We start from the raw sequence: 26,403 nt of genomic DNA on the forward strand, positions 1-26,403 counted from the left end.
ATTAAACAATACATGACTTATTATAATAACTATAGATATCAGTGGGGATTAAAGAAGATGACTCCTGTCCAATACAGAAATCATCTTCTTAATGTAGCATAGTCTTTTTTAAATTGTCCTTTACAAAGGGTACAGATTACTTTTTCAGTAGCTTTTTCTTCAGCTTCTTCTATGGGAACTCTTCCTATAACTACAGAGACTTGCGAAGATGAGCTTGGAGTATCTAAAGAGGTAACTTCTTTCGTACTTCCACTTGGAGCTACTATAAACATGGATGGTAACTCTATATATTATGCTCTTGTAGCAGTATTCTTCGCTCAGTACTTTGGAATCGAACTTACTATGGCCTCATATGTAGCTATAATACTTACAGCAACAGTTGGTTCTATAGGACAAGCAGGTGTTCCTGGTCCTTCTTTATTAGTTGTTGCAGTCTTACTTGCTGCTAATATCCCAGTAGAGGGTCTTCCACTGTTATTTGGATTAGATAGAATATTTGATATGTTAAGAACTGCAGTAAATGTAACAGGAGATGCTTCTTGTGCTGTTATAATAGAGAATTTAAAGCAAAGAGAAGAAATGAAGGCTTTGGCTAAGTAGTCAGATTAATATATATTCTTAAGTGTAAAAATTCATAATTGTTATAAAAAATAAATCTAACTAATAAAAAGGGATGATATTTAAATATCATCCCTTTTTATTAGTTCATCTTTTATCAGTGAATATACTTTAATTAAACATATAGTATAATACTCTATTTATTTACAGTTATTTTGAATTCTTTTTCTTGATATCCTTTTGCCTTTAAGATTACTGTGTACTGCTTTGATTGATTAAAATATTGATTATTGATTGTCAAGCAATTTACATTACTATAACCAATTTTCTCTTCTGCTATTGTAAAATTAGAAATTTTTTGTCCATCTACAGTAATATCTCCTAATTTAAGTGCTTCCTTATATGCTACCTCTGGGTCATAAGTAGTGCTTCCCAATTTAATCTTAACGTCTTCATCTGAATTAATTTGTGATTTTAATAATGATACAGAATATGGAACGCTCTTTTTAGCTATTACAACTTGTAAGTTTTTATCCTTATAACCTGGAGCTTTTAATGTGATATTGTAAGTAGCATAATTATCAAAGTTAGATCCATCTAATACTAATGCAAAATATTTTGAAAAGACTCCCTCTTTTATTTCTTCTATTATATAAGCTGTAAAGTCCTTGCCATCTACTGTTATAGATCCATTTTGCATAGCATCTCTATAAGCTTTATCATCGTATGATCCAGCTAATTTTATTTTAATATCATCTCCTGGCTTTAACTTTGATAACTCTTTCAAATCTACATAAGAAGGCACATTCTTTAGATTTTGTGCTATTTCATATTTTACTGTATAAGATTCACTTGATTTTAATCCATCAGTATCTGTAGCCTCTATAGTTATACTATTATCACCTTTTTGTAAAGTTACTGAATATTCGATAGTATCTTTTTTAGGTGTAACCACTCCATTATTTAATTTTACTACTGTAGTAACCTTTTCTCTTGAAACTAAATCTGTTGCCTTTGCTGTAAATTTAAAGTTATCACTATTTACAGTTTTATTAGATAGATTTGTTGTAATAATTGGTTTTACTTTCTTTATTTCTTGTGTTATTGTTGCACTTTTAAATCCATCTGCAATAATTTCTATGTTATACGTTCCAGGTGCATTAAATAATGAAGAAGGGAATGTTAGTTTTCCAGCTTCTTTATTAACTTTACTTAAATCACTACTTAAAGAACTATTATTTATTTTTATATCTTTAATTTTGTTAATCCATCCGCTATTATCGCTAAATGTTATTTCTATATCTTGTTTAAAGAAATTATCAGATGTATCTTGTGTTAATACTGGAGCATTGTGATTTGATTGTGGTTTTTCTTGACCATTTACAGTTATATCAAACTCTTTATCTTCATATCCATTTGCTTTAAGTATTATCTTGTAATTTCCAGGTTTACTAAAGTTTTCACCTTTTATAATTACATTTAAATCGCTAATATTTACTTTATTCTCTCCACTTAGCTTTTCTTGACCTATATATACTTCATCTACTTTATATCCATTTATTTCAGATGAAACAGCAGATAAATCGACAACTACATCTTCTCCAGTTGAAATTGTGCTATTTCCTTTTAATCTTACCTCATTTGGTACTTTTTCAGGATTTTGTACTACTACTTTAAGAGTTAGATCTTTGTATCCATCTGCACTAAATACAATAGTTGTTTCTCCTAATGTATTAAATGCAGAACCTTTTATTACAAATTTCGAATTGGCAGTATCTTTATAATAGTCTACATCTTTAGCTAAAGTATTATCATTTACTTTTATTTTATTTATTTTATTCGTCCAATCACTTGCTGGTATAATTAAGGTTTGTGTCTTCTTTATATAGTCAATATCAAGGTTTGGAGGTGTTAATTCTCCTACTGGTTTTTGTGTATCTGTTCCTATATTTTGGCTAACTTGTGAATCTTCATATCCATAAGCTACTACTTTTATAGTGTATTCTTTAGCTTCTTCAAATAAGTCTTTATCGATAACTATTTTACCTTTTGATATTTTCACTTTATCTTCTGCTACTTTAACATCATTAATCTTAATATCTTGTATGCTTGTTCTAAATTCTTGATTATCTGTAAAAGTTATTTCTACATCTTTTCCTAATTTATTTTCTTGTGATGCATTTAATGTAATTGCTGATTCTTTAACACCTGTAAATGGCTTAGTAAAATCTTTTACAGCTACATTAACTTCTAATTTCTTATATCCTCTTGCTAAAATCTCCACTTTATAGTCTTTTACAGTAGATACTTTTTCTTTATTTATTGTAATTGATAATACTCCCTTAGTATATTTATCTTTATTTATTGATTGATCATCAACCTTAACTTCTGTTATATTATCAATCCATCCAAATTTAGCAGCTGGAACAGTAATCTTTATTCCATCAGCAGTATTTGCATCTGTTACAGTAAAGTCTGGTACCTCATTGATAATTTCTTGATTAACTTTTAAATCTATGTAGCTTCCTGCTTTTATAACTACTTCATTACTTCCTTGTCTAAATACAGAAGAATCATTGAAAGTGATTTTTCCAGCATCTAATGAATACTTACTCGAATTTACTGTAACTCCTCCTACTTTTACTTGTGTTATTTCACTTCTCCATTTAGGATTATCCTTTTCCCATGTAATAACTACTTCTTTACCTAAAGTTCCTAGTGTAGTTTTAGGAGTTGGTACAACATCATTTTGTGGATCAATCACACCACTTCCTTGAGTTAATTGGAATTGTAACCTTTTTTCTTCATATCCATATGAATTTATTATAAGCGTTTGCTTAGTTTCATCTTTGAATAAATCTTTATTTAATACAATTTTATCACTTTGAACTTTATAACCCCAATTACCTAAACCCACTGATGCTTGGTTTAGTAAAGTTCTTCCATTTAATCTTACACTCTTAATATCTGTTACAAAATCTGAGGTAACTCCTAGTACATTTATATTTTGATCTGTTGTATTAGTATCAGGATCAATGCTTAAATTAATTGAAGATTTTTCAACTAATACACTTGTTTTTGCATCTTTGTATCCTTTAGATGCAATAATAATATTGTTATTTCCTGTAGTGAATCTATCTCCAGTGATTATTATTTTGTCATTTTCTTTTGTATATTCTTTATCAAACAATTGAGTGCTTCCTACTTTTATACATTCTATATTTTTTATCCACTCACTATAATCAGAGCTTAACTCTATATCTTTACCTAACTTTTGATTTGTTAAGTTAAATCTAGGTGCTTCTTTTTTATCTATTTGTGCAAATGGCTGTGCTTCTCCATATTCTCCATTGTCTAATACATATTTTACATTATATGGTCTATTTTTATATTCTTTAGCCTCTGGGCTAACCATATACTCTTCAAATGTAATATATTCTCCTTTAACCTTAGCATCCATAGCTGCCTTAGTATATGCTCCCCACTCTAGCATTTTTCCATCTTTACTAGCTGCATCTTTAGTAGATGAATTCCATATATCTAATACTTTTTTAGAATTTTTAGTTTCCATATCTAATTCTTTTAATATTTGTGCATTAGATACTAAGTCAAAATCAAATACTAGGTTAGCTTGAGTATCTAATGAACCAGATGCTCCACTTACTGAATCAGGTTTTTTCCCTGCTTCTCTAGATGCACCACTTATACTGTCTATATTTCTTACTTTTTTATTTTTTGTAGCAATCTTGATTGGCATTGAAAATGTTTTAATTTCTTGATTATGATCAATATCAGGATTTGGATTTGAACCATCACCCTTTTCAACTATGAATTCTGTTTCGATATCTTTATATCCTTTTGCTTTTACTGTTATCTTGTGTTTCCCTTGTGTAAGTTTAGAATGTGCATCATTTTCAAGTCTTATTAAATTAGATACTACATGATAATCTTTACAGTTTCCTTTTAAAGGTTCTCCGTCTAATAATACTTCATAAACTGGATTAGTAACTCTATAATCAAAGTCTACTAATTCAAATAGTAAGTCTTGATTTTCTATTGGCTTATAATTTCCATGTACACGTATTTGAGCTTCTTTTACAATATGAATAAATCCTTTTATCGTATCATATCCCGTAGAATATATTTTTATTAAATGCTGATCATTATAATCAATCGCTCTTGAATCTCCATATAAGGTTATTTTTCCATCTTCTACTTTATAAACAATATCTTGCACTGAGTTTGGATTTTGTGTATCTGAATTTTGCTTTACTACTCTATATATATTTGCTTCCCATTGCTTTGCCTCTGCAGTACTGTTATCAAATATTACTTCAACATTTTGACCATATTCAGTTTCCTTAGAACTTAATTTAGGTATTCTATCATCTACATTAACATTTCCTTCATTTTGAGTGCTAAACTGAACTGATTTTGGTTTATATATTATATTTCCGTCTGTATCATAATTAGTTCTATGATAATCCCATTTTTTCATAGTTGTAAATGCATGTATTTCATTTGGCGCTGCATATGAAAGTCCTGATGTAGCCATTATTTGAGCAAATATTAAAAATGGAACTACTTTTTTATTAATCTTTTTATTCATAATAACTTCTCCCCTTCTCATATTTTAATTAATTCAATACAATAATTTCTTCTTTTCCGTTTTCTTTATTTTTAACTTTTAAATTTTTAGCTTCTCTATTTTTCAATTCTACCTTTACTACATTACCTTCAGTAACTACTTTTTGCATTTGAACTTTATTTTCATCTAAATAGAATTCATATTCATCTGCATTTCCTTTTTTTAATACTACAACTGCGTATAAAACACTTTCGGTCTCTATTGTTTTTGTTTTTTTAGAGTCTATAAATTCATATTTATCAGTAGTATTTTCTATTATTGTGTTATTAAAGTTTAAATCAATTTCTCTTTTTAATCCCCCAAAATCATTTTTTGTATTTTCAAATAAATCTTTTAATATTACTATTGTTAACTTATATGATTTATCTTTACTATGTTGTTTTGCATTTCCTTGTAGTTTTAATTCTAATGTCTTATCATCTATTTTATTTAAAATTAATTTTAGCCCCTCTGGTATTTCAACTGATCCAGAGATTTCCTGTCCATCTTTAGATGGTTTTACTAAACTTGCTCCTGTTACCCCATCTACATCTCCATATTTTATCTTTGATGAGAATGTAGCACTTTTATCTTTGTTTATTATTAATCTAACTGTATTTTTTATGCTTCCATCGTTTTGATCAGATTCTTTAAACTCTAAACCTTCTATTTGTATATCGCTATCTAATAAATCTGTTAAAGCTACTGGTTTTTCTATATCTCCAAATTTAAATACTTCTTCGCCACTCGAATTTTTACTCACAACCTTTACTTCCTTAGTATTCCTATTTTTTAGTTCTGTCTTTAAAACAGTTCCTTCAGCATTTACCTTTTCCATTTCTACTTTATCTTGATCTATATAGAAGTTGTACTCATCAACAGTTCCTTTTGCTAATACCACTACAGCATATAATACCGATTCTGTTTCTATAATAGATGATTTTTTAGTGTTTATTATGTTGTAATTATCCTCATCAACACTATGACTACTTCCTCCACTTTGGTTGTTTCCTCCGCTTTGGCTACTTCCTTCACTGGGACTGCTTCCTCCGCTTTGGCTACTTCCTCCACTGTGACTACTTCCGCCACCACTATCGTTATTTTTATTGCTCGATTTTTTAGAAGGGCCACTTACTGTATCTACTTTCTTACCGTCTACCTCAATTTTATTTTTTTCAATTTTTAGAGTTTTACCTTTTTCTACTTTTTTTCCATTCATGCTTACTTCTTTAGATTTTACCTTTACGTTTTCTATCTTTCCTTCTGATTTGATATCTATTTTTTTTACTTTATCTTCTATTTCTAATTTTTCTATTTTAGATTCTTTATCCACATTTATTTTAATATCAGACTCTGCTCTTAAATCTTTTATATTTGTTTTTCCTTGTGCTACAATACGAATCTTCCCATTTTTTTTATTAACTATTACAATATTTAAATCAGAGTTTTTAGCATAAATACTATTTTCTCCTCCACCGTTAATAAAAGTTTTACCTAAAACCTTAACATTCTCTAATGTTATTTCACCTTCACCTATACCTTCTGTAAGATATAGATTACCTTTAATAGTTGAATCCTTTAAGTTAATATCCTTCTTATTAACAATAAGATTTCCTTCATATGTATCACTATAAGTTCCTTGTTTATTATAAATTTCTCCAGCAACATTTGATAGCATCTTAAATGCCTCTGCTCGTGTTATTTTATTTTTAGGCTTAAAAGTATTATCTATATATCCTGATATATACTTTTTACTATTTAATATTTGTATATTATTTTTAGCATAACTAGATATTTCATTTTCATCTTTAAATGAATTTTTAGCACTACTATCTAATTCATCTAAATTAAAAACTCTACATATAATAGTTGCAGCTTCTTCTCTAGTTATTGGAGCATTTGGCTTTATAATTAATCCTTCATCTGTAGAATAACCTTTTATGTATCCTGCTGATTTTGCTTTAAGTATACTTTCTTCATACCAGTCTCCATTAGCTACATCTTTAAAATTATTTTCTTCTTTGTTTGTAAAATTAAAAATCCTATTTACTAGAGTGAAGAATTCCGCTCTTGTAATATTATTATCTGGCTTTACATCTTCACCATTGTAGCCTTTTATTATTTCTTTTTGTTTAAATTCATTAATAGTCTCATCTGCCCAATGTTTTTTTATGATTTCTTTATTTGTATTATTTTGTATTACTATTTTCTTTTGTTCTATTTTTTTTGTTGCTACTGGAACTTTCTTTGTTTTAGTATTTGTTTTTTTAATTTTCTGTGTTGATTTGACTTCACTTGGCTTAGTTGATGTGGGCTTTTTCTTTGTTGCTCCACTTGTTCCATCAGCCTTAATCAAATGAATACTGTCATTTATTTTGTTGTCTTGCGAATACTCTTCTAATCCCATTACATTCATAGGCAGTATACCAATTACTATACTAAGAGCCACTGCCAAAGAACTTGTGAATGATTTTTTTAGGTAATTGTTCATCCTCCGATCTCTCCTTTTTCATATTTTTTGACACCCCGTGCCAATAACGATAATCATTATCATTGTAACATTATCATATTTTGGCTTTTATTTCAATATCTATTTTGCAATCAGTATTTTAGGCGCAAAAAAAGACTCTCTAAAAAAGAAAGTCTTATTTATAATTTAAACAAATTCCAAGGATACTCATTAGGTGGTATACAAGTAAATTTCATATCTTCCTTAAGCGTTGGATGTGTTATTCCTATTTCATATGACCAAAGTGCAATTTGCTGTCCTACCTTATTAACATCTTTTCCATATCTTTGGTCTCCATATAAGGCATTTTTTCTACTTGCAAATTGAACTCTTATTTGATGAGCTCTTCCTGTTTTTAATTTTATCTTAACTAAGGTTAAGTTATTTTCATGTCCAAGAACTTCATAATCAAGAATAGCTTCTTTTGCTCCTTTGAAATTCTTATTTACAGTTCTAGACATATTGGTTTTAGTATCCTTGTATAGATAGTCCTTTAGTGTTCCATGTGTATCATTTAAAGAGCCTCTTACTACAGCTAAATACGTCTTTTTGAAGCTTCTGTTTCTAACTTGTTCTGAAAGTCTAGATGCTGCTTTTGATGTTTTTGCAAAAACCATGCAACCACCTACTGGTCTATCTAGCCTATGTACTAGTCCTAAATATACATTTCCAGGTTTATTATACTTTTCTTTTATATATTCTTTTATAATAGTGAGCATATCTTTATCTTTAGTGTTGTCAGCTTGAGATAATATATTTACAGGTTTTTGAGATAATATTATATGGTTATCTTCATATATTGGATTCATTATTTTGATGACTCCCATCTTCCTAATATTCCACAAGGAAGAACTAGTCCTGTTTTAGTTATAGGTATTCCTATTTCTCCAGATGTTATATTTCCATCGTATTTCTTACCTATAGATGATCTTAATATATTCTCTATAACCACTGGTGAGAATCCAGATGTATAAGAGTTTACAAGCATAAATAGTGGTTCATCAGATAATACGTTCATGCAAAGTTCTATAAATTCATGTAATTTTTCTTCTATCTTCCAAACCTCTCCTCCAGGTCCTCTTCCATAAGATGGAGGGTCCATTATTATAGCATCGTATTTTCTTCCTCTTCTTATTTCTCTTTGAACGAATTTAAATACATCATCTACTATAAATCTTACTTTTCTATCTCCAAGACCAGATAATTGAACATTTTCTTTAGCCCAATTAACCATTCCCTTTGAAGCATCTACATGACAAACCTCAGCTGCTCCTCCATAAGCCGATGCAACTGTTGCTCCACCAGTGTATGCAAATAAGTTAAGAACTTTTATAGGTCTATTAGCTTTTTGTATCTTACTTATTATCCAATCCCAGTTAGCAGCTTGTTCTGGGAATAACCCTGTATGCTTAAATCCTGTAGGTTTTATGTAAAAAGATAAATCCTTATATTTTATAGTCCATTTTTCAGGCGTTTTCTTTTTATATTCCCATTCTCCTCCACCTCTATTACTTCTGTGGTAATGTCCATGTGGTTTTTTCCATAAAGACCATTCATCTTGAAGTGGCCATATTATCTGAGGGTCTGGTCTTCTTAATACATATTCTCCCCATCTTTCTAATTTTTCTCCATCTCCAGTATCTATTAATTCATAATTCTTCCATTCATTTGCAAGTAACATCATTTATTTTTGACCTCCTAGTGTTTATCTTCAATTAAATTATTATATCTAATATAATATCCGTTTTCAACAAAAAATAAAAATTCGTCTTTTTAATCAAGTGAAACTTATCTTCAGGTGAAGTTTGTAACTCCATCTGAAGGTTAGTTGAACTTATCCAGAAGCTGTAGAGTTCTCATCTCCAGGATGGAGTCTTAGAACTCTTAGCTTTCGGATAAATTTATTTTTGATAGTTTGAAATATAACTATTCTGTGTATATATTTTAATATATAATTGTATTGAATATATTAATTTTTCCAGGGTAAATTATATAAAGAATGTAAATTTTAAAAGGAGGTATTTTTATGGGCAATAAAAGAATAATTGATGCACTTAATGCTCAAGTTCAAAAGGAATTTTATTCACAGTATCTATACATAGCTATGGAGGCTTATTGTGCAGATCAAAATTTAGATGGATTTTCTAACTTCTTTCATGTACAAGCTCAAGAAGAGCAATCTCATGCTTACAAAATATTCAACTTCATAGGAAGATTAGGAGGATCAGTTGAGCTTGAAGCTTTAGGTAAGCCAAAGAATGATTTCGAATCTGTTCTTGAGGTATTTGAATTAGCTCTTAATCATGAAAAAAGTATAACTAAATCTATACATAATTTAATGGATATAGCTTTAGAAGAAAAAGATCATACAACTACAGCTTTTCTACAATGGTTCATAACAGAGCAAGCAGAAGAAGAAGAGTCTGTTGAAAAGATTGTTAAAAAGTTAAGACTTATGAACAATAATCCAGCAGGTCTTTTAATGATAGATCAAGAGTTGGGACAAAGAGTATTCAATCCAATACCACTAGATGCATAATAGCATTAAAAAAGGAGATATTTATAAATGTCTCCTTTTTTAATATACTATTCTTTGTTTTTAATATGGGGGGTGTCTAAACTTTCTATAAAAATACCACTCATGCAACGATATTTTGAATACAACTAAAATTTTGCCTTATTAATAAGCCTAAAATTTACGAACTCCCTACGGTCAAACACGTAAATTTCTTAACGGATTATTAAACGATAAAATCTTCTACATATCTAGTTTACTACACGTCAATAAATAAAGGCATGTGATCACTTACCTTAATCCATTTCTTATAATTTCCTATTTCAAACTTTGATAAAGAGTTGCAAAATCTTTTAGATGCTAGTATATAATCAACATGATAAGGTTTTTCTATATTTTTTCTATGATAAAGTGTAGGTATAGATTCTTTTCCCTGCTCTTCATTATAATGTTGATGATATAAGCTTTTAATGTCTATATCGCCTAATTCATTAAAAACATCACTATGATTCCACCATCTATCCCAAACATCCCAAATTTTGTTACTATTAAAATCTCCACCAATTATAATATCCTTGCCTCTTATCTTTTCTTTATTTAATTTCATATACTTCCACATCTGACCTATATACCCAAATGTAGGTGAATTAGCATGATGACACCATAGTCCTAACAAATCAAATTCATTGTTTACTCTACATGATATAAAATACTTAGTACCTCCACAATCCCATAAATTATCATCTAATTTATATTTACTAAATACCCCTAATCCTTTACTCTTATTATCTCCCACCCATATAAAATTAGGCATAAATAATTCAAATTCTTTTGTATATTTAACTAAATTAGGATTTTCGCATTCTTGGATGATTAGAATATCACAATTATAACTTATCAATTCTTTATACTTCCTTCTAAAAGCTCCATTGCAATTCCATGACACAATACGCATATATACCTCCTTATCTAATCACTGATTCTAAAATAATAATACCATATAAATGAAATTTTAGAATATATGTAAAAATGATGCTCATTTAAATGTTAGCTAATTTTGGTTAATATTTTTCTATAAAACTTAGACTGAGGTGTTTAAATATCCGTTAAGAAACTTCATTGTTTGAGCATAGCGAGTTTATGAAGTTTTAGGATATTTAATAAGGCTCAGTCTATAGTTTTATAAAAATATTGCCTAAGTAGCGGTATTTAAATGAGTATCATTTTTCGCTTAGAAACCTAACCTTATTTAATTCCCCTTATCTTTTAACATACAAGAACCTTTTTAAGAATATTTTATAAAATAATATCAAGGACATTCTTAAGGAGGTTAATATAAATGAAACTAGCAAGACCGTATGTATGCATACAAAAATACATGTACATGTACCCTTTAAACAAAGGATTTAAAAAAGGAACTATTTTTCCTGAACTTTACAAACCATATAAAAAAGTTCCTCTTTCAAAAAAATCTTCTATGTAAACTTTTTTGAAACTCATAACGAAAATTATATTTATCTACAACTTAAAAAAGAATATAATTTCCTATTCGTTATAAAAAGAAATCAGCTAGGAGGAAATAGTTATGAAAGATATGTCTAGAAATGATTTATTAACCAAGATTCAACAAGTAGAATTTGCTTGTCTTGATCTTAACCTATACTTAGATACTCACCCAAAAGATCAAAAGGCTTTAATGGACTTTAACATGCTTGCTGAAGAAGCTTGTAGATTAAGAAAAATATATGAAATGAGATATGGTCCACTTACTAATTTCGGATTTTCATTAGCTAAATATCCATTTAATTGGATAAATGATCCGTGGCCGTGGGAATATCAATAAGGAGGATTATTTTATGTGGATTTATGAAAAAAAATTACAGTATCCTGTAAATATTAAATCTAAAAATATAGAAATGGCAAAATATATAGTAACTCAGCTAGGTGGTCCAGATGGTGAATTAAGTGCAGCTATGACTTATCTTAATCAAAGATATACTATGCCAACTAATAAAGCAAAAGCTCTCCTTACAGATATAGGTAGTGAAGAACTTGGTCATGCAGAAATGATAGCTACTATGGTATACCAATTATTAAGAGGAGCTACCCCTGAAGAGTTAAAAGAAGCAGGTCTTGGTTCTCAATATACACAACATGATCATGCTGTATTTCCTTGTGATGCAAGTGGTGTACCGTGGACTGCCTCTTATATAGGAATTTTAGGAGACCCTATAACAGATTTGCACAACGACATGGCTGCTGAACAAAAAGCCCGTACAACATATGAACATCTTATTAATCTTACAGATGATCCAGATTTAATAGATACACTTAAATTCTTAAGAGAAAGAGAAGTTGTACATTATCAAAGATTTGGTGAAGCTTTAATGGATGTATATGACTTTAACGACTGCAAAAAAATATATTAAATAAGAGCTGTGATTCACAGCTCTTATTTAATATATTCTATATTATATTTTAACATTCTATCAATTATAGTAGATATCTCTGCCCTAGTTAAATTTCTCTTTGGATAAAACATATCTCCTTCATAGCCTTTTAGTATATTCATACTACTCATATTATTTATATAATCATATGACCACATATTATCATTTACATCATTGAAATTTATACTATCATTACTATGACTACTTTTTATAAGTCTACTTAACATTGCAGAAACTTCTTCTCTTGTTATAGGTTCATTTGGATAGAATTTATTTTCTTCTTTTCCATTGATAAGTCCGTATTTCTTAGCTAGCTCTATCTCATTATATGCCCAATACTCCTTTGATACATCATCAAAACTATTAGAATCTATATTCTCATCATCTATTTCAAGAAGTCTTGTTAAGATAACTGCTGCTTGAGCTCTTGTAAGATTATCATCAGGAGCAAAATACATGTTTGAGATTCCATTCATTATTTTATTATCTATCATATTATTTATACTATAACTAGCCCAGTGATCATATATATCAACTAGATATTCACCCTCTAACCATCTTGAATAATAATTCCAAATGCTTTTATCTTCCTGGCCTAAACTCCAGCTTCCACTTCCTTTTAAATCGTATTTTTCTACAAGTTTTAGCTTTTCTATTATAGATTGTTCATTTTCATACCAATATATATATGTTCCATCATCTTTAGATACTGTAGCCTTTACAGATTTTGAACTTTCATCAAATATAACATCCGATGGATATTTACTTATAGCTTCTTCTATTCTTCTCAAACTAGCTCCATGTCCTCCATAAGAGTCTTCTTTTTTCCAATACCTTCCATAAAATGGTATGCCTAGTATTACTTTATCGTTATCTACATATTTAATTAGCTGTGTTATTGAATTTTCAACGAATTGTATACTAGCAACAGGGCCTTCAGGTCCTCCTATATAACTTTCATCATATGCCATCAAAAATATATAATCACTATAAATAGCTAATTTTTCATAATCATAAGAACCATGCCATCCAGAAGTCCACCCATTAGGATTTGCAGCAACTGCTACTGAAATTTCTTTATCTTCATCTATAATTTCGCTTAATATTCTTACAAAATCAGTATAATCATCTCTATCTTCATCGGTAACATTCTCTATATCTACATTAACCCCATCTAAATCATATTTTTCTATAGCTTCTGCAATTTGATTAGCCAAATTGTGCTTATTAGAAAGAGCTTGTCTTCCTAATTCTCTATCCCAATGATTACTAATAAAGGGAACTACTTTTACCCCTTTATTATGCATATCCTTTATTAAGTATTCATCTAAAGTTTGAGTTATTTTTAAGTTTCCATCCTCATCTATATCAAAATAACTGGGATAAACAGTATCTAGAGAATTATTAGTACTATTTACTGCATCTTGATACTTATACTTATTCCCGAAATATACATAGCCTGTGTTTATTCTCTGTGAATAAGCTATATATTCAAAGCTCATAGCTAATATACAAATAGCAATAATGATTATAAACCTCTTCCTCATAACATACCCCCTTTAATATAGTCTCTGTACTATATATAGTACATACTAACTATACCTCCATTCAACAGGTAAGTAATGTATGATAATGAAATTTATTACAAAAAAAGTTATCCTTTTATTAAGAATAACTTCATTTTTTGCTATAGATTTTTTAAGTTTTACTTATAGGAATGCTTATTATAAATCTACATCCTTTACCAACATTGGTATCTAAATTTATATCTCCTCCGTGCTTTTTTATTATTGCCTTTGTTATAGCAAGTCCAAGACCTGTTCCTCCAGTTTTCGAATTTCTAGAAGAATCAGCTCTAACAAAAGGTTCAAATATATCTTTGACAGAGTCCTTCCTTATTCCTATTCCATTATCTTCAATATTTATAACAGCCTTATTATTTTCTTGGGAAACCTTAATCTTAATGGTAGATTCTTTCCCACTATATTTTATACTATTCACTATCAAATTTTCAATTGCTCTTTGCAAGTATTTATCACATATATTACACATTATATTATAATCAGGTATATCAAACTCATAATGCATATTATTTTCTTCTATTTCAAAAACATAATCTATAAGTAGCACTCTCATAAATTCACATATATCTTGTTTTTTTAATTCAATTTTATTATCATCGCTATCTATTTTTGACAACTCAAATAAATCACTTATAAGATTATTAGCTTTTTTACTGTTAGAAATTATTATATTTAAATATCTATTTTTAATTGATTCATCCAATTCTATATCAGAATATATAGTCTCAGAATATCCCATTATATTAGTTAGAGGGGTTTTTAAATCATGAGATATATCAAGTATTAACCTTTTTCTATTCTTCTCAGCTTTTTCTCTAAGAAATATTTCTTCTTCTATCTTCTTACTCATATTGTTTATAGAATCCTTAAGAATGCCTAATTCATTCTTAGATTTTATATTAATCCTAGTATTATAATTCCCCTTACTTATTTCATTAACCCCTTTAACTAAAGCTTTAATAGGTTTTACTAAGCTTATAGAAGTCCATTTTGCATAAATAATTATTACCATCAGTAATACTAATACAAATATTGTAAATGTAACTTTAAATGCATTTTCTATGAATTTAATTTCCTGATTTGGAACAGATGCCAATAGAATATTTCCAGTTTTTTTAGAATAATAAACATCAAAGCTATTTGATTTTTCATTTATATCCTCTGAATATCGATAGTAATAATAGTTTGGTATTATTATTTTATTAAATTCTTTTTGTTCATATACATATCCTTTTGTATGTACACTGTTGTACTCCTCTAGTACTTTTAGATTTTCATCTAATAACTCTACATATGAGGTATCTTTAATCCCCTCACTTTTACAAGCTCCATCAATTCCATACTCATATATATTTTCATAAAGACTTTCCATATCTACATAATCTATAGTACCCTTATTGTGTTTTTGAATATAAAATGTTCCTCCAACAGAACTAAAGATCAATATAAATACAACTATTACAAATAAAAATAAATAGTTTAAAAATAACTTTGTAGATATATTTATTTTTCTGAAAACATCAGGTATCTTAATCATGACTTTTTTCCATCCTATATCCTATTCCTCTTATAGTCTTTATATATTTAGGCTTTTTAGGATCATCCTCTATTTTTTCTCTTAAATGGCTTATATGAACCATTATAGTATTATCATCTCCATGATATATATCTTCCCATACTTTTTCATATATCTGCTTTTTAGTATATATGCATCCTATATTTTCCATAAATAATGCTAGTATCTTTAATTCTTTAGGATTTAAATCTATATCTATATTATTCTTTCTAGCTATATAATTTTCAATATCTATACTTATACTTCCATTTATAATTACTTTGTTAGTATTATTTTGACCATACTCTATATACCTTCTAAGATGGGCTTGTACTCTAGAAATAACCTCTGCTATACTAAAAGGCTTTACTACATAATCATCAGCACCCAATCCAAATCCTAAAACTTTATCCGTTTCATCATCTCTTGCTGTTAGAAATATTATAGGAACTTTACTAGTTTTTCTTATTTTAGAAACAGTCTTAAATCCATCCATAATAGGCATCATAACATCTATCATTATCAAATCAATATCATTTTTATAAAATAATTCTAATCCCTCTATGCCATTTGATGCTTCAATTATATTATATCCTTGATTAGATAGACTAACAGATAATAAATTTCTTATATCCTCTTCATCTTCTACTATCAATATATTTATATTCATATGCTGACTCCTTTCTTAAGGTCTATACATATAATTATAAATTATAATTAAAAAATCTCCTATAGCAATTTATGCTATAGGAGATTTTTTGTTTATTTAACAGCAGCTACAACTGACATTTCAACCAATATAGATTCTCTAGCCATCTTAGCTTCAACACATGCTCTTGCAGGTTCAAATCCATCTTCAACCCAATTATCCCATACTTCATTCATATCCTGGAACATAGAAATATCTTTTAAGTAGATAGTAGTAGATAGTATATGTCTCTTATCTGATCCATATTTATTTAGTAAATCTTCTATTTTCTCAAGAACAACCTTAGTTTGCTCTTTTATTCCTTCTTTATCTGAACAAGTTTGTCCACATAAGTAAATAGTTTCATTATGTACAACAGCTCTACTCATTCTTCCCGTTCCTTCATATCTTTTGATTTCCATTATAAATACCTCCAAGTTTGTTATTGTAACCTTTAGTTATTATAGCAGAGGTATTTATTATTTTCAATGAAATTCGTCTACTCGCTAACGCGGTGACTATATAATAACTGTTTACTATAAAGTCAACAGTTTTGACTTTATCCGAAAGCTAAAAGTTCTAATACTCCATCCTTTTAAGGCTGGAGATAAGAACTTAACAGCTTCTAAATTAGTTCAACTAAAAATTCAGTTGAAGTAAAAACTCCATATGAATTAAGTTTCACTTTATCCAAGTATAGTTTTTAAATCATCATCAGGTGTAGAAACTGGTTTTATATTAAATTTATCTACTAATACCTGTAAAACATTTGGTGTTACAAATGCTGGTAATGTAGGTCCTAAATATATATCTCTAATTCCTAAATAAAGCAATGTCTGAAGAACAGCAACTGCCTTTTGCTCATACCATGTAATTATAAATGATAAAGGTAATTCATTTACTCCACAATCAAATGCTTTAGATAAAGCTAGAGCTACTTGAATAGCAGTATATGTATCATTACATTGACCACAATCAAGTATTCTAGGAAAACCAGCTACTGTTCCTAAGTCTAATTTATTAAATCTGAACTTTCCACAAGCAAGAGTTAATATAGCTGTATCTTTAGGAGTTTTTTGTGCAAATTCTGTAAAATAGTTTCTTCCAGGTCTAGCTCCATCACATCCTCCAATTAAGAAGAAGTGCTTTATATCTCCAGCTTTAACAGCATCAACTATTGCACCAGCATTGCTAAGCAATGCATTTTTTCCAAATCCCATTGGAATTCTTTTTTCTGCCTCATCTTCATTAAATCCACCAAGTTCTAATGCCTTTTCAATAACAGGCGTAAAGTCTTTTTTACCATTTATAGTTTCTATATGAGTAACTTCTGGCCATCCTACTATACTTGATGTAAATATTCTATCCTTATAATTATCTCTTGGCTTCATCATACAGTTACTAGTCATAAGTATAGCTCCAGGCAATGAATCAAACTCTTTTTGCTGATCTTGCCAAGCTCCACCATAGTTTCCTATTAAATGAGGATATTTTTTTAATCCTGGATATGCATTACATGGCAACATCTCTCCATGAGTATATATATTTATTCCTTTATCCTTTGTTTGCTCTAATAAGTCTCCTAAATCTCTTAAATCATGTCCTGATACAACTATGAATGGTCCTTTTTTATTTGTTATAAGCATTTGTGTAGGTTCAGGATCTCCAAATGATCCTGTATTTGCAGCATCAAGTAATTCCATACATTTTAGATTAGCTTTTCCAGCTTCCATGTTTAAATCGAAATACTCCTCAACGCTAGCATTTCTATTTAATGTTGTTCCCATAGCCTTATACATAAAATTTGCTACTTCTTCATCAAATTTTCCTAGAACATATGCATGATGATGATAGGCTCCCATACCTTTTATTCCATATATTAAGAATTCTCTTAAAGAACGAACATCCATATCTAACGTCTCATCATCCATAACCCCTAAATTAGGTCCAAACTCTAAGCTTATTATCTCTTCTTTAGTTTCTGGTGCTATAAAATCTGCTCCATCTGGTACATTTTCTATATTTCCTAATTTCTCTTTAAGCTCTTTTTTAACTTTATTTCCTTCTTTTATATAATCCACAAATCTTTGTGGATCAAAATTGACATTTGTTAAAGTTGAAAATACACATTCTGTAAAAAATTCCCCTATTTCTTGAGAAACTTTATTACCTTTTTTGATATTTTCATTAGCATAAAATCCAATTCCCTTACATAAATAAATGAGTACATCCTGCATCTTAGCTACATCAGCATCCTTACTACATACTCCTACTTCTGTACATCCCTTTCCTCCTGCTGCTTGCTCACACTGCCAACAAAACATCTTATGATCCATTGTTTACACCCTTTCAAACCTATTTTTTCCTAGTTTGCTTCAAACAATCTTTTTTTATTCTACTTTATTTTCAAATTTACTATCCATATATTTTACAAGAGGGGCTATTTTTACTAAAGTAGGAGCACCCTTCATCCAAACTTGTTGCTTTAATACTTCTAATATTTCTTCTTTTGTTGCACCATATTTTATAGCTTTATTCATTTCTAACTTTCCTCTGGTTTCATTTTCTTCAAACACAGCTGTTGCAAGTGCAATTAAGTATCTATACTTAAGAGGTATCACTCCGTCTCGCCAAATTTCATGGTGATAACTGGATATTATCTCCTGAAAGCTTTCTCCAAGTCTCTGAGATACCATAACACCTGGAGGTATAAAACCTATCTCTTCTTTAAATTCATCCTGTAGTTTCTTTCTATCCATAAAAATACCTCCTTTTTATCAATATATTACCCATTTTTTGTAATAAATATCATAAAGTGAAACGTATTTTAGATTAAGTCTTAGAATTTTTAGCTTTCCCATAAATTACTGAAGTAAGTATAGATTGTGCTGTTCAATCATATAGTTTATAGAATTAATATTAATGGAGGTGTATATATGGTCATAACACCTGATGTTCCTATATTAAAATATAAAAAGATAGGTAATGTTAAGTACTTCGAACTTGTAGCGCAACCTGTAAGAAGAGAAATACTACCAGGTATTTATGTGAATGCTTGGGGTTACAATGGATCAACTCCAGGTCCTACTATATTTGTATATCCTGACGATGAGGTATGTATAAGAGTATATAATCAACTCCCCCAACCAACTAGTATTCATTGGCATGGTCTTGATATTCCTAATAATATGGATGGAGTTCCAGCAGTTGAACCCTCTCCCCAAATAAATCCTGGCTGTTATTTCGACTATAGGTTTAAAATAACAAACCCTCCAGGAACCCATATGTATCATTCTCACTTTTATACTATAGTTCAAGATATGATGGGACTTGAAGGAGGATTTATAATACTTGATCCAGATGAAAAAAAAGAAGATATACAAAGAGATTTTTTCATAATGCTTGGATCATATACTCTCAAAAATATTGATCCTTTTTCTTTGAAAAAGGGTGTCTATGATATCAATCCATTCTCAATGGATGCGAATTTCTTTACTATGAATGGTAGATGTTTTCCTTATACCAACAGGTTGCTAATTGAAAAAGATGATAATGTTAGGATAAGATTTGGAAATATAGGTATTGCAAACCATCCTATTCACTTTCATGGTCATCAATTTCTAATAAATGCATCAGATGGCAATACCATAAAAAAAGAAAATAGATTACTTAAAAACACAATATTGATTGAATCTGGATCAACATGGGATATAGAGTTCTATGCAAATAATCCAGGAATCTGGCCTCTTCACTGTCATTTTCCTCATCATGTTAGTAACAATAAAACCCTTCCATTTGGAGGTATGGCAACTGCTGTTGTATATAAAGGATTTGATAGTAAAAGATATCAAGAATATGCAAAATGTTTCTAAATACCAATAGGGTTTTGATATCAAAACCCTATTGGTATTCCTGTATTTGGATTTATTTCATCATTTATTATTCCTATTCCTGTAACCTTAATTCCTTCCTCTAGCTTAGGTTGAGTTGAAGGATTTTTAGGATAATTACTACCATCATATTTCATAACAGCACAAAATGGCTCAATTCCTCCACCCGATACATTCATTATTAAATCATTATATCCATTAGTCTTTGTGTTACTTACTATTACAGGTGTATTAACTAATGTAAATCGTGAAACATTCTCATACTCACCGTTAACTTCTTTGAATATAGCTGCACTACAGCCTCCAGTTCCACATGTACTAGATCCCACTAAATATACAAATACTTCTGGAACTCCATCAGAATCAAAATCTATTCTATTGTAATAATATCTGGTATTATCTGATGGTTCTAATTTATATAAATCTATAATAGCTTCTTCAAGTTTTTCATCTTTAATGTTCTCAGAATAAATATATTTCACATCAGAAAGATCTGCCTCACAAACTATCTCAATTTCATCTTCTTTTTCTGATCCAGGTATACCAACACTTTGAAAAAATGGTGAAAAACTACTACCATCCCATTTAAGAGATGTTTGAACATATCCAAGTCCATCTGCATTATACCTTCCAGCGATTCTCTGAAGTGCATATAATTCATATACTCCATCTCGATTAAAATCTATTGGATATAATCCTCCAAGAGGATTTACCCATCCACTAATACTTTCTTTTAAGGTTCCATCTTCATTGTAAATCTCAGATAAATACTTATCTCCCTTATATTCAATATTTAGTATATACCTTTCTTTATCGCTCTCTTTAATTACCTCTACTTCATAATAGTCCATATAGTTTACTTCATATTTATTATCTTTATTAAATTTTTCAAAATCAAATATTAATTTAGGTTTATTTCTTAAGAAGGAGTATATATAATAAAAAGCATATCCTCCACTCCCACCAGAATCTATAGCTACAAATATATTATCTACTCCATCACCTGTAAAGTCTCCCAAAAATATAGTTGGATTATACCCTGCATTCTCTTTAAGTGGAATTATATATTGACGACCCGTTTTTGAATCTACTATCTTTATTCTTATATTATCTCTAAACGGACTACTGTCACCAAAAGGTTTATCTCCTATTAAATATACATTATCATCTACTTTGTCTCCATTAACATCTCCTTTTTCAAAATCCAGTATATAACTTTTTTTATTTTGTTTTCTCATAGGTTGTTGAAAAAACATAGGATTGAAATACATTATATCCCCCCTTAAATATTTCACTGTATTCATATAATATGCTAAATACTTAATTAGGTTTCTGTTATAAAAAATTTTAAATTTATTATTTACAATTAAACTTTTCTCAGATATAATTGAATAAATCGAACGTTTAAACATTTAAACATTTAATTTTTCTAATATATTAGTTTAGGGGGATCTTATGGGTAGTCCAAATACAATCAAATTATTTAGAGATTTATCTGATTGCTTTTCTGCATTAGCAGATACTTATAGACAAGATATAATAATACTTCTTACCGAAAAAAAAGAAATGAATGTAAGTCAAATTTCTGAATATATTGAGTTATCTCGACCAGCTATTTCTCATCATCTAAAAAATTTGAAACAAGCTGGCTTAGTTAATTCTCAAAAAAGAGGTACTGAAAATTTTTATTTTTTGACTTTAAGAGAGCCATTAGAATCAATGGAAAAGTTAATTAATTTAGTTATGAATGAATGTGAAGTCAGATAAAAACTATATAAATCAGCTTAAGCTGATTTAATTTCACCCTAACCGTTCAATAGTTTAAACCAATAAACTCTATTGAATATATTTTATTAAAAATCAATAAATCTTTTATTTGATACTAATATTATTTTTGAACATGATATTAGTAGTATATTAATTACAACTTATATAGGAGGTATACAATGACCGATTATCAAAAACTATTAGATGAACAGAAGGAATATTTTCATACAAATGCTACAAAAACACTAGAGTGGAGAAAATCTAATTTAACTAAACTCGAAAACATGATTAAAGAAAATGAAGAAGCCATTATAGAGTGCCTCAAATTAGATTTAGGAAAATCAAAATTTGAATCATACCTTACAGAAATCGGTGTTCTTCTTAATAGTATTAAATCTACTAAAAAGAATGTTGCAAGCTGGATGAAACCAAAGAAGGCTCATATGCCCATTTATCAATTTGGTTCAACTGGAAAGATCATTTATGAACCTTATGGATCAATTTTAATAATTGGACCTTTTAATCTTCCATTTGAACTTCTTATGGAACCATTAGTTGCAGCTTTTGCTTCAGGAAATACTGCTATTTTAAAACCATCTGAATATACACCAAACACATCAAATCTTATAGAAAGATTGATAAGTCAAACTTTTGATAAAAAAATTGTTGCCGTTATACAAGGGGATAAAGATGTAACAAATACTCTTATTCATATGCCCTTTGATCATATATTCTTTACTGGAAGTGTTCCAGTAGGTAAAATTGTTATGGAAGCAGCTTCAAAAAATTTGACTCCTGTAACATTGGAATTAGGTGGTAAGAGTCCAACAATCATAGACGATAGTGCAAATTTAGAAGTTGCAGCTAAAAGGATTGCTTGGGGTAAATTTCTGAATTCTGGTCAAGTTTGTATAGCCCCAGATTATGTATATGTTTCAGAAAGACGTGCTGAAGAATTTATTAGTAAATTAAAGAAAGTAATTACAGATTTTTATGGAGACTCAATTCATGAAAGTAAAGATTTCGGTAGAATTGTGAGTTCAAGACACTTTAATAGATTAAAAAGTCTTATAGATGACAAGAAAGTTGTATTTGGCGGTAATACTATCGAATCTCAAAACTACATTCAACCAACAATTATGTATCCAGTTAAATGGGAAGATAAAGTTATGGAAGATGAGATATTCGGACCAATACTACCAATACTAACATATAAAAATCTTAATGAAGTGATTAATGAGGTCAGAAGTAGACCAAAACCGTTAGCATTGTATCTATTTACCGAAAATAAATCTGTTGAAGATAGAATCATGAACGAATTGTCTTTTGGTGGTGGATGTATTAACGATACAATTAATCATTCGAGTGTTCATGATCTACCATTTGGAGGAGTTGGTAATTCAGGACTAGGAAATTATCATGGTAAATACGGTTTTCTTACATTGTCTCATGCTAAGCCAGTTCTTAAAAAATCCACAAAAATTGATTTATCTATTTTATTTCCACCATACAAAGGAAAACTTAATACTATAAAACGAGCTCTTAAGTAAATTAAAAAGGTAGTTTATTACAAATTTTATGTAATAGACTACCTTTAATTTAAGCTTTTACTTTAGAATAGAACTCAACAACTAGATGGTCTCTTACCTCTATAGGTATATTCTCTCTAGCAGGTAATTTAGTAAGCTTTCCACTAAATTTATTTTTATCTATTTCTATATAATCTAGTTGGAAGCTATTTAAGTTATTGAAATTATCTGCGAACATCTCATTCTTTCTAGATTTTTCTCTAAGAGTTACAACATCTCCTGGAGCTACTTCATAAGATGGTCTGTCCACTCGTTCTCCATTAACTAATATATGTCTATGAGTTACCATTTGTCTAGCTTGTCTAATAGACGATGCAAACCCCATTCTATATACTAGATTGTCTAGTCTACATTCTAACATTTGAGCTAATGCTGTACCTGTTAGTTCAGAAGATTTTACAGCTTTTTTAACATATCTTAAAAACTGCTTTTCTAAAACTCCATAATAAGCTTTTAACTTTTGCTTTTCATTAAGTTGTAATCCATAATCAGACATTTTCTTTCTTCTAACATTACTATCTTGACGATTCATAGCTTTTGGATGTCCATATATATTAACTCCAAATCTTCTACATAGCTTAAATCGTGGTCTTCTATCTTTTGCCATAAACTTTCCCTCCATATATTTTTTATTATCTTTAGCAGCCGCGATAATATTTCGTTTGATTTTCACAAAAACAGTCTCTCTTAGTGGTGCAGACCAAGAGAGACTGTTAGCCCAAGAGTGTAAAACAATGGCATCAATATACAGATAATGCGTATGTATCAATAATGTGCAGTTTCATTGATATCAATTTTCATTCGCAAATAAATTATATACTAATCATTTCATATTGTAAAGACTTTTTTTGAAAATAATTATCAATAAAACAAAAATGATATAGTTTCCTTAAGCATAAAAAATAACGCTTATTAAATTTGATAAGCGTTGTTTTTCATGTAATAAATTTATTAAATTATTCTGCTATTATAAGTGACATCTCTCTTAATATCTTACATGCAACTGCATTTGATACTCCACTTGTATCATACTGAGGTGCAAGCTCTACAATATCAGCTCCAACTATATTTAAAGGCTCCATAGTTTTTATGGCTTCTATCATTTCATTAAAAGTAATTCCCCCAGGCTCAGGAGTTCCTGTTCCTGAAAAAATAGATGGATCTAAAATATCTAAATCTATGGTTATATAAACAGGCTTGTCTCCTATTTTTTCAACTGCTTCTTTAAGACCTTTGCAAGAAAACTTAGTTAAATTAGTATGTTCTTTTGCCCACTCAAACTCTGTTTTTTCTCCAGATCTTATTCCAAATTGATATATTTTATTATCACCCATAAAATCCCAACATCTTCTTATTACCGATGCATGAGATAATTTTTCTCCTAAATAATCATCTCTAAGATCTGTATGGGCATCAAAGTGGATTAAATACATATCATTATATTTCTCATATGCTGCTTTTATGCTTGGTAACGATACTAGATGCTCTCCTCCTATCATTATAGGAGTTTTACCATCTTTTAATATATTAGATGTAAAATCATATATTTCATCTAATACCTTTTGAGTATTTCCAAATGGAAATTCTAAATCTCCTGCATCAAAAGCTTTAACATCTTCTAAGTCTTTATCTAAATAAGGACTGTATGTTTCAAGTCCATAAGACTCACTTCTCATTACATTAGAAGCAAATCTTGTTCCAGGTCTAAAGGAAGTTGTTCCATCAAATGGGCTTCCAAATAAGACTAAATTAGATTCTTCATATTCATTATCAAAGCCTAGAAAAGTAGATACATTCTTAAATAGATTCATCTTCCAACATCTCCTTAACGTATGTAGGAAGAGCGAATGCTCCTACGTGAATGTCTGTATTATAGTATTTAGTCTTTATTTCAAGACTGTTCCATTTTTCTTTATTTAAATCATTTATAGGATCTAATTTCTTTGATGCAAATCCAAATAACCAATGTCCAGATGGATATGTTGGCATATGATATTGGTATGCCTTTGCTATTGGGAATATATTTTTGATTTTTTTATGAGCTCTACTCATCTCTCTTGCATTATGTGAATAGTATGGACTCTCATTTTGATTTATTAATATACCCTTTTCAGTTAAAGCGTTATAGCAATTAGTATAAAACTCTGTTGTAAAAAGACCTTCTCCAGGACCTATTGGGTCAGTAGAATCTACAATTATTAAATCATACATATTCTCTTTACCTTCTACAAACTTAATTCCATCTTCAAAGTATAGATTAACTCTTGGATCATCTAACTTACTAGCTGTTATAGGTAAGTACTCCTTTGATGCTCTAACTACTAGTTCATCTATTTCAACCATATCTATTTTTTCTATATTTTCATATCTTGTAAGTTCTCTTACTGTTCCACCATCACCTGCTCCTATTACAAGAACATTTTTGATATCTATGTTAGTAGCCATAGCAACATGAGTTATCATATCATGATATATAAACTCATCCTTTTCTGTAACCATTACAAGTCCATCTATAGTAAGTACTTTGCCAAATTCGTGTGTATCAAAAACATCTACTTGTTGAAATTCACTAGTTTCAGAAAAAAGGTGTTTTTTAACTTTCATTGAGAATTTTACGTTATCTGTTTGATCTTCTGTATACCATAATTGCATTTTCTACACCCCTTAGTTAG

General features: G+C 29.2%; 24 protein-coding genes. 9 read left to right on the forward strand and 15 right to left on the reverse strand.

From position 1 onward, the window contains the following. Both N4A48_RS12370 and N4A48_RS12375 read left to right on the forward strand, forming a co-directional pair. On the forward strand, window positions 1-102 hold a 102-nt coding region (locus tag N4A48_RS12370), incomplete at its 5' end, for an IS3 family transposase (RefSeq protein ID WP_293663950.1). 33 nt (window positions 103-135) lie between these two features. Next, window positions 136-600 (forward strand): dicarboxylate/amino acid:cation symporter, encoded by a 465-nt coding sequence (locus tag N4A48_RS12375; protein ID WP_293666516.1) that lies wholly within the window; start codon window positions 136-138, stop codon window positions 598-600. 154 nt (window positions 601-754) lie between these two features. Here the strand turns inward: N4A48_RS12375 and N4A48_RS12380 are convergent, their stop codons facing one another. From N4A48_RS12380 to N4A48_RS12395, 4 genes are all read right to left on the reverse strand, one after another. Beyond that, window positions 755-5,167, reverse strand: a complete 4,413-nt coding sequence (locus tag N4A48_RS12380; protein WP_293666443.1) for a hemoblobin-interacting domain-containing protein — start codon at window positions 5,165-5,167, stop codon at window positions 755-757. 28 nt (window positions 5,168-5,195) lie between these two features. Continuing rightward, window positions 5,196-7,676 (reverse strand): S-layer homology domain-containing protein, encoded by a 2,481-nt coding sequence (locus tag N4A48_RS12385; protein ID WP_293666445.1) that lies wholly within the window; start codon window positions 7,674-7,676, stop codon window positions 5,196-5,198. A gap of 158 nt (window positions 7,677-7,834) precedes the next feature. Further along, the gene (locus N4A48_RS12390; protein ID WP_443081759.1) at window positions 7,835-8,521 is read right to left on the reverse strand and encodes an RluA family pseudouridine synthase; all 687 of its coding nucleotides are present in this window, start codon (window positions 8,519-8,521) and stop codon (window positions 7,835-7,837) included. Further along, window positions 8,503-9,378 (reverse strand): class I SAM-dependent methyltransferase, encoded by an 876-nt coding sequence (locus N4A48_RS12395; protein ID WP_293666449.1) that lies wholly within the window; start codon window positions 9,376-9,378, stop codon window positions 8,503-8,505. Before N4A48_RS12395 ends, N4A48_RS12390 begins: the two co-directional genes overlap by 19 nt. A 342-nt stretch (window positions 9,379-9,720) precedes the next feature. Between N4A48_RS12395 and N4A48_RS12400 the strand changes: the two genes are divergently transcribed. Then, window positions 9,721-10,233, forward strand: coding sequence for a ferritin (locus N4A48_RS12400; protein ID WP_293666451.1), 513 nt, complete (start codon window positions 9,721-9,723; stop codon window positions 10,231-10,233). Between the two features lie 235 nt (window positions 10,234-10,468). Here N4A48_RS12400 and N4A48_RS12405 read toward each other — a convergent pair whose 3' ends face one another. Then, window positions 10,469-11,164 (reverse strand): endonuclease/exonuclease/phosphatase family protein, encoded by a 696-nt coding sequence (locus N4A48_RS12405; RefSeq protein ID WP_293666453.1) that lies wholly within the window; start codon window positions 11,162-11,164, stop codon window positions 10,469-10,471. A gap of 384 nt (window positions 11,165-11,548) precedes the next feature. Here N4A48_RS12405 and N4A48_RS12410 point away from each other — a divergent pair, with 384 nt between their 5' ends. From N4A48_RS12410 to N4A48_RS12420, 3 genes are all read left to right on the forward strand, one after another. Beyond that, window positions 11,549-11,692, forward strand: a complete 144-nt coding sequence (locus N4A48_RS12410) for a spore coat associated protein CotJA (protein WP_293666455.1) — start codon at window positions 11,549-11,551, stop codon at window positions 11,690-11,692. A 102-nt stretch (window positions 11,693-11,794) separates the two neighbouring features. After that, on the forward strand, window positions 11,795-12,052 hold the full coding sequence (locus N4A48_RS12415) for a spore coat protein CotJB (protein ID WP_293666457.1): 258 nt from the start codon (window positions 11,795-11,797) through the stop codon (window positions 12,050-12,052). A 13-nt stretch (window positions 12,053-12,065) separates the two neighbouring features. Beyond that, entirely contained in the window at window positions 12,066-12,638 is a 573-nt protein-coding gene (locus N4A48_RS12420; RefSeq protein WP_293666459.1) for a manganese catalase family protein, read from the forward strand. A gap of 23 nt (window positions 12,639-12,661) precedes the next feature. On the opposite strand, the gene N4A48_RS12425 is transcribed toward N4A48_RS12420, so the two are convergent. The 6 genes from N4A48_RS12425 to N4A48_RS12450 form a co-directional block, all read right to left on the reverse strand. Then, window positions 12,662-14,206 (reverse strand): S-layer homology domain-containing protein, encoded by a 1,545-nt coding sequence (locus N4A48_RS12425; RefSeq protein WP_293666461.1) that lies wholly within the window; start codon window positions 14,204-14,206, stop codon window positions 12,662-12,664. A 151-nt stretch (window positions 14,207-14,357) separates the two neighbouring features. After that, window positions 14,358-15,779 (reverse strand): sensor histidine kinase, encoded by a 1,422-nt coding sequence (locus tag N4A48_RS12430; RefSeq protein WP_293666463.1) that lies wholly within the window; start codon window positions 15,777-15,779, stop codon window positions 14,358-14,360. After that, window positions 15,772-16,467 carry a response regulator transcription factor gene (locus N4A48_RS12435; protein WP_330665127.1) on the reverse strand — a complete coding sequence of 232 codons (696 nt, stop codon included), beginning with the start codon at window positions 16,465-16,467 and terminating at the stop codon, window positions 15,772-15,774. Before N4A48_RS12435 ends, N4A48_RS12430 begins: the two co-directional genes overlap by 8 nt. Window positions 16,468-16,559: 92 nt before the next feature. Then, window positions 16,560-16,907 carry a RidA family protein gene (locus N4A48_RS12440; RefSeq protein WP_293666465.1) on the reverse strand — a complete coding sequence of 116 codons (348 nt, stop codon included), beginning with the start codon at window positions 16,905-16,907 and terminating at the stop codon, window positions 16,560-16,562. Window positions 16,908-17,171: 264 nt separating this feature from the next. Next, complete coding sequence (gene hcp / locus N4A48_RS12445; RefSeq protein ID WP_293666467.1) at window positions 17,172-18,821, reverse strand: hydroxylamine reductase; 1,650 nt, start codon at window positions 18,819-18,821, stop codon at window positions 17,172-17,174. A gap of 54 nt (window positions 18,822-18,875) precedes the next feature. Further along, window positions 18,876-19,244: a carboxymuconolactone decarboxylase family protein gene (locus N4A48_RS12450; protein WP_293666469.1), complete on the reverse strand. Its 369-nt coding sequence runs from the start codon at window positions 19,242-19,244 to the stop codon at window positions 18,876-18,878. Between the two features lie 177 nt (window positions 19,245-19,421). On the opposite strand from N4A48_RS12450, the gene N4A48_RS12455 reads away from it, so the two are divergent. Next, a complete protein-coding gene (locus N4A48_RS12455) occupies window positions 19,422-20,357 on the forward strand; it encodes a multicopper oxidase family protein (RefSeq protein WP_293666471.1) in 936 nt (311 codons plus the stop codon). A 20-nt stretch (window positions 20,358-20,377) separates the two neighbouring features. On the opposite strand, the gene N4A48_RS14995 is transcribed toward N4A48_RS12455, so the two are convergent. Then, entirely contained in the window at window positions 20,378-21,646 is a 1,269-nt protein-coding gene (locus N4A48_RS14995) for a hypothetical protein (RefSeq protein WP_330665128.1), read from the reverse strand. A gap of 184 nt (window positions 21,647-21,830) precedes the next feature. Between N4A48_RS14995 and N4A48_RS12465 the strand changes: the two genes are divergently transcribed. Both N4A48_RS12465 and N4A48_RS12470 read left to right on the forward strand, forming a co-directional pair. Continuing rightward, window positions 21,831-22,142 carry an ArsR/SmtB family transcription factor gene (locus tag N4A48_RS12465; RefSeq protein WP_293666472.1) on the forward strand — a complete coding sequence of 104 codons (312 nt, stop codon included), beginning with the start codon at window positions 21,831-21,833 and terminating at the stop codon, window positions 22,140-22,142. A gap of 179 nt (window positions 22,143-22,321) precedes the next feature. Then, complete coding sequence (locus N4A48_RS12470; protein ID WP_293666473.1) at window positions 22,322-23,692, forward strand: aldehyde dehydrogenase; 1,371 nt, start codon at window positions 22,322-22,324, stop codon at window positions 23,690-23,692. A gap of 49 nt (window positions 23,693-23,741) precedes the next feature. Here the strand turns inward: N4A48_RS12470 and rpsD are convergent, their stop codons facing one another. From rpsD to speE, 3 genes are all read right to left on the reverse strand, one after another. Beyond that, window positions 23,742-24,338: a 30S ribosomal protein S4 gene (gene rpsD / locus N4A48_RS12475; protein WP_293666474.1), complete on the reverse strand. Its 597-nt coding sequence runs from the start codon at window positions 24,336-24,338 to the stop codon at window positions 23,742-23,744. Window positions 24,339-24,687: 349 nt separating this feature from the next. Continuing rightward, a complete protein-coding gene (gene speB / locus N4A48_RS12480; protein ID WP_293666476.1) occupies window positions 24,688-25,542 on the reverse strand; it encodes an agmatinase in 855 nt (284 codons plus the stop codon). Beyond that, entirely contained in the window at window positions 25,529-26,383 is an 855-nt protein-coding gene (speE, locus tag N4A48_RS12485) for a polyamine aminopropyltransferase (RefSeq protein ID WP_293666478.1), read from the reverse strand. The genes speB and speE overlap by 14 nt, the downstream gene beginning before the upstream one ends. Window positions 26,384-26,403: the final 20 nt, after the last annotated feature.

The sequence above is a fragment of the Tepidibacter sp. genome (assembly GCF_025210165.1).
Lineage (GTDB): Bacteria > Bacillota > Clostridia > Peptostreptococcales > Peptostreptococcaceae > Tepidibacter_A.

Excerpts from the sequence above, each read along its gene's own strand:
- N4A48_RS12380 (WP_293666443.1), bottom strand. The coding sequence starts at position 5,167 with ATGAATAAAAAGATTAATAAAAAAGTAGTTCCATTTTTAATATTTGCT.
- N4A48_RS12385 (WP_293666445.1), bottom strand. The coding sequence starts at position 7,676 with ATGAACAATTACCTAAAAAAATCATTCACAAGTTCTTTGGCAGTGGCT.
- N4A48_RS12390 (WP_443081759.1), bottom strand. The coding sequence starts at position 8,521 with ATGGGAGTCATCAAAATAATGAATCCAATATATGAAGATAACCATATA.
- N4A48_RS12395 (WP_293666449.1), bottom strand. The coding sequence starts at position 9,378 with ATGATGTTACTTGCAAATGAATGGAAGAATTATGAATTAATAGATACT.
- N4A48_RS12400 (WP_293666451.1), top strand. The coding sequence starts at position 9,721 with ATGGGCAATAAAAGAATAATTGATGCACTTAATGCTCAAGTTCAAAAG.
- N4A48_RS12405 (WP_293666453.1), bottom strand. The coding sequence starts at position 11,164 with ATGCGTATTGTGTCATGGAATTGCAATGGAGCTTTTAGAAGGAAGTAT.
- N4A48_RS12410 (WP_293666455.1), top strand. The coding sequence starts at position 11,549 with ATGAAACTAGCAAGACCGTATGTATGCATACAAAAATACATGTACATG.
- N4A48_RS12415 (WP_293666457.1), top strand. The coding sequence starts at position 11,795 with ATGAAAGATATGTCTAGAAATGATTTATTAACCAAGATTCAACAAGTA.
- N4A48_RS12420 (WP_293666459.1), top strand. The coding sequence starts at position 12,066 with ATGTGGATTTATGAAAAAAAATTACAGTATCCTGTAAATATTAAATCT.
- N4A48_RS12425 (WP_293666461.1), bottom strand. The coding sequence starts at position 14,206 with ATGAGGAAGAGGTTTATAATCATTATTGCTATTTGTATATTAGCTATG.
- N4A48_RS12430 (WP_293666463.1), bottom strand. The coding sequence starts at position 15,779 with ATGATTAAGATACCTGATGTTTTCAGAAAAATAAATATATCTACAAAG.
- N4A48_RS12435 (WP_330665127.1), bottom strand. The coding sequence starts at position 16,467 with ATGAATATAAATATATTGATAGTAGAAGATGAAGAGGATATAAGAAAT.
- N4A48_RS12440 (WP_293666465.1), bottom strand. The coding sequence starts at position 16,907 with ATGGAAATCAAAAGATATGAAGGAACGGGAAGAATGAGTAGAGCTGTT.
- hcp (WP_293666467.1), bottom strand. The coding sequence starts at position 18,821 with ATGGATCATAAGATGTTTTGTTGGCAGTGTGAGCAAGCAGCAGGAGGA.
- N4A48_RS12450 (WP_293666469.1), bottom strand. The coding sequence starts at position 19,244 with ATGGATAGAAAGAAACTACAGGATGAATTTAAAGAAGAGATAGGTTTT.
- N4A48_RS12455 (WP_293666471.1), top strand. The coding sequence starts at position 19,422 with ATGGTCATAACACCTGATGTTCCTATATTAAAATATAAAAAGATAGGT.
- N4A48_RS14995 (WP_330665128.1), bottom strand. The coding sequence starts at position 21,646 with ATGTATTTCAATCCTATGTTTTTTCAACAACCTATGAGAAAACAAAAT.
- N4A48_RS12465 (WP_293666472.1), top strand. The coding sequence starts at position 21,831 with ATGGGTAGTCCAAATACAATCAAATTATTTAGAGATTTATCTGATTGC.
- N4A48_RS12470 (WP_293666473.1), top strand. The coding sequence starts at position 22,322 with ATGACCGATTATCAAAAACTATTAGATGAACAGAAGGAATATTTTCAT.
- rpsD (WP_293666474.1), bottom strand. The coding sequence starts at position 24,338 with ATGGCAAAAGATAGAAGACCACGATTTAAGCTATGTAGAAGATTTGGA.
- speB (WP_293666476.1), bottom strand. The coding sequence starts at position 25,542 with ATGAATCTATTTAAGAATGTATCTACTTTTCTAGGCTTTGATAATGAA.
- speE (WP_293666478.1), bottom strand. The coding sequence starts at position 26,383 with ATGCAATTATGGTATACAGAAGATCAAACAGATAACGTAAAATTCTCA.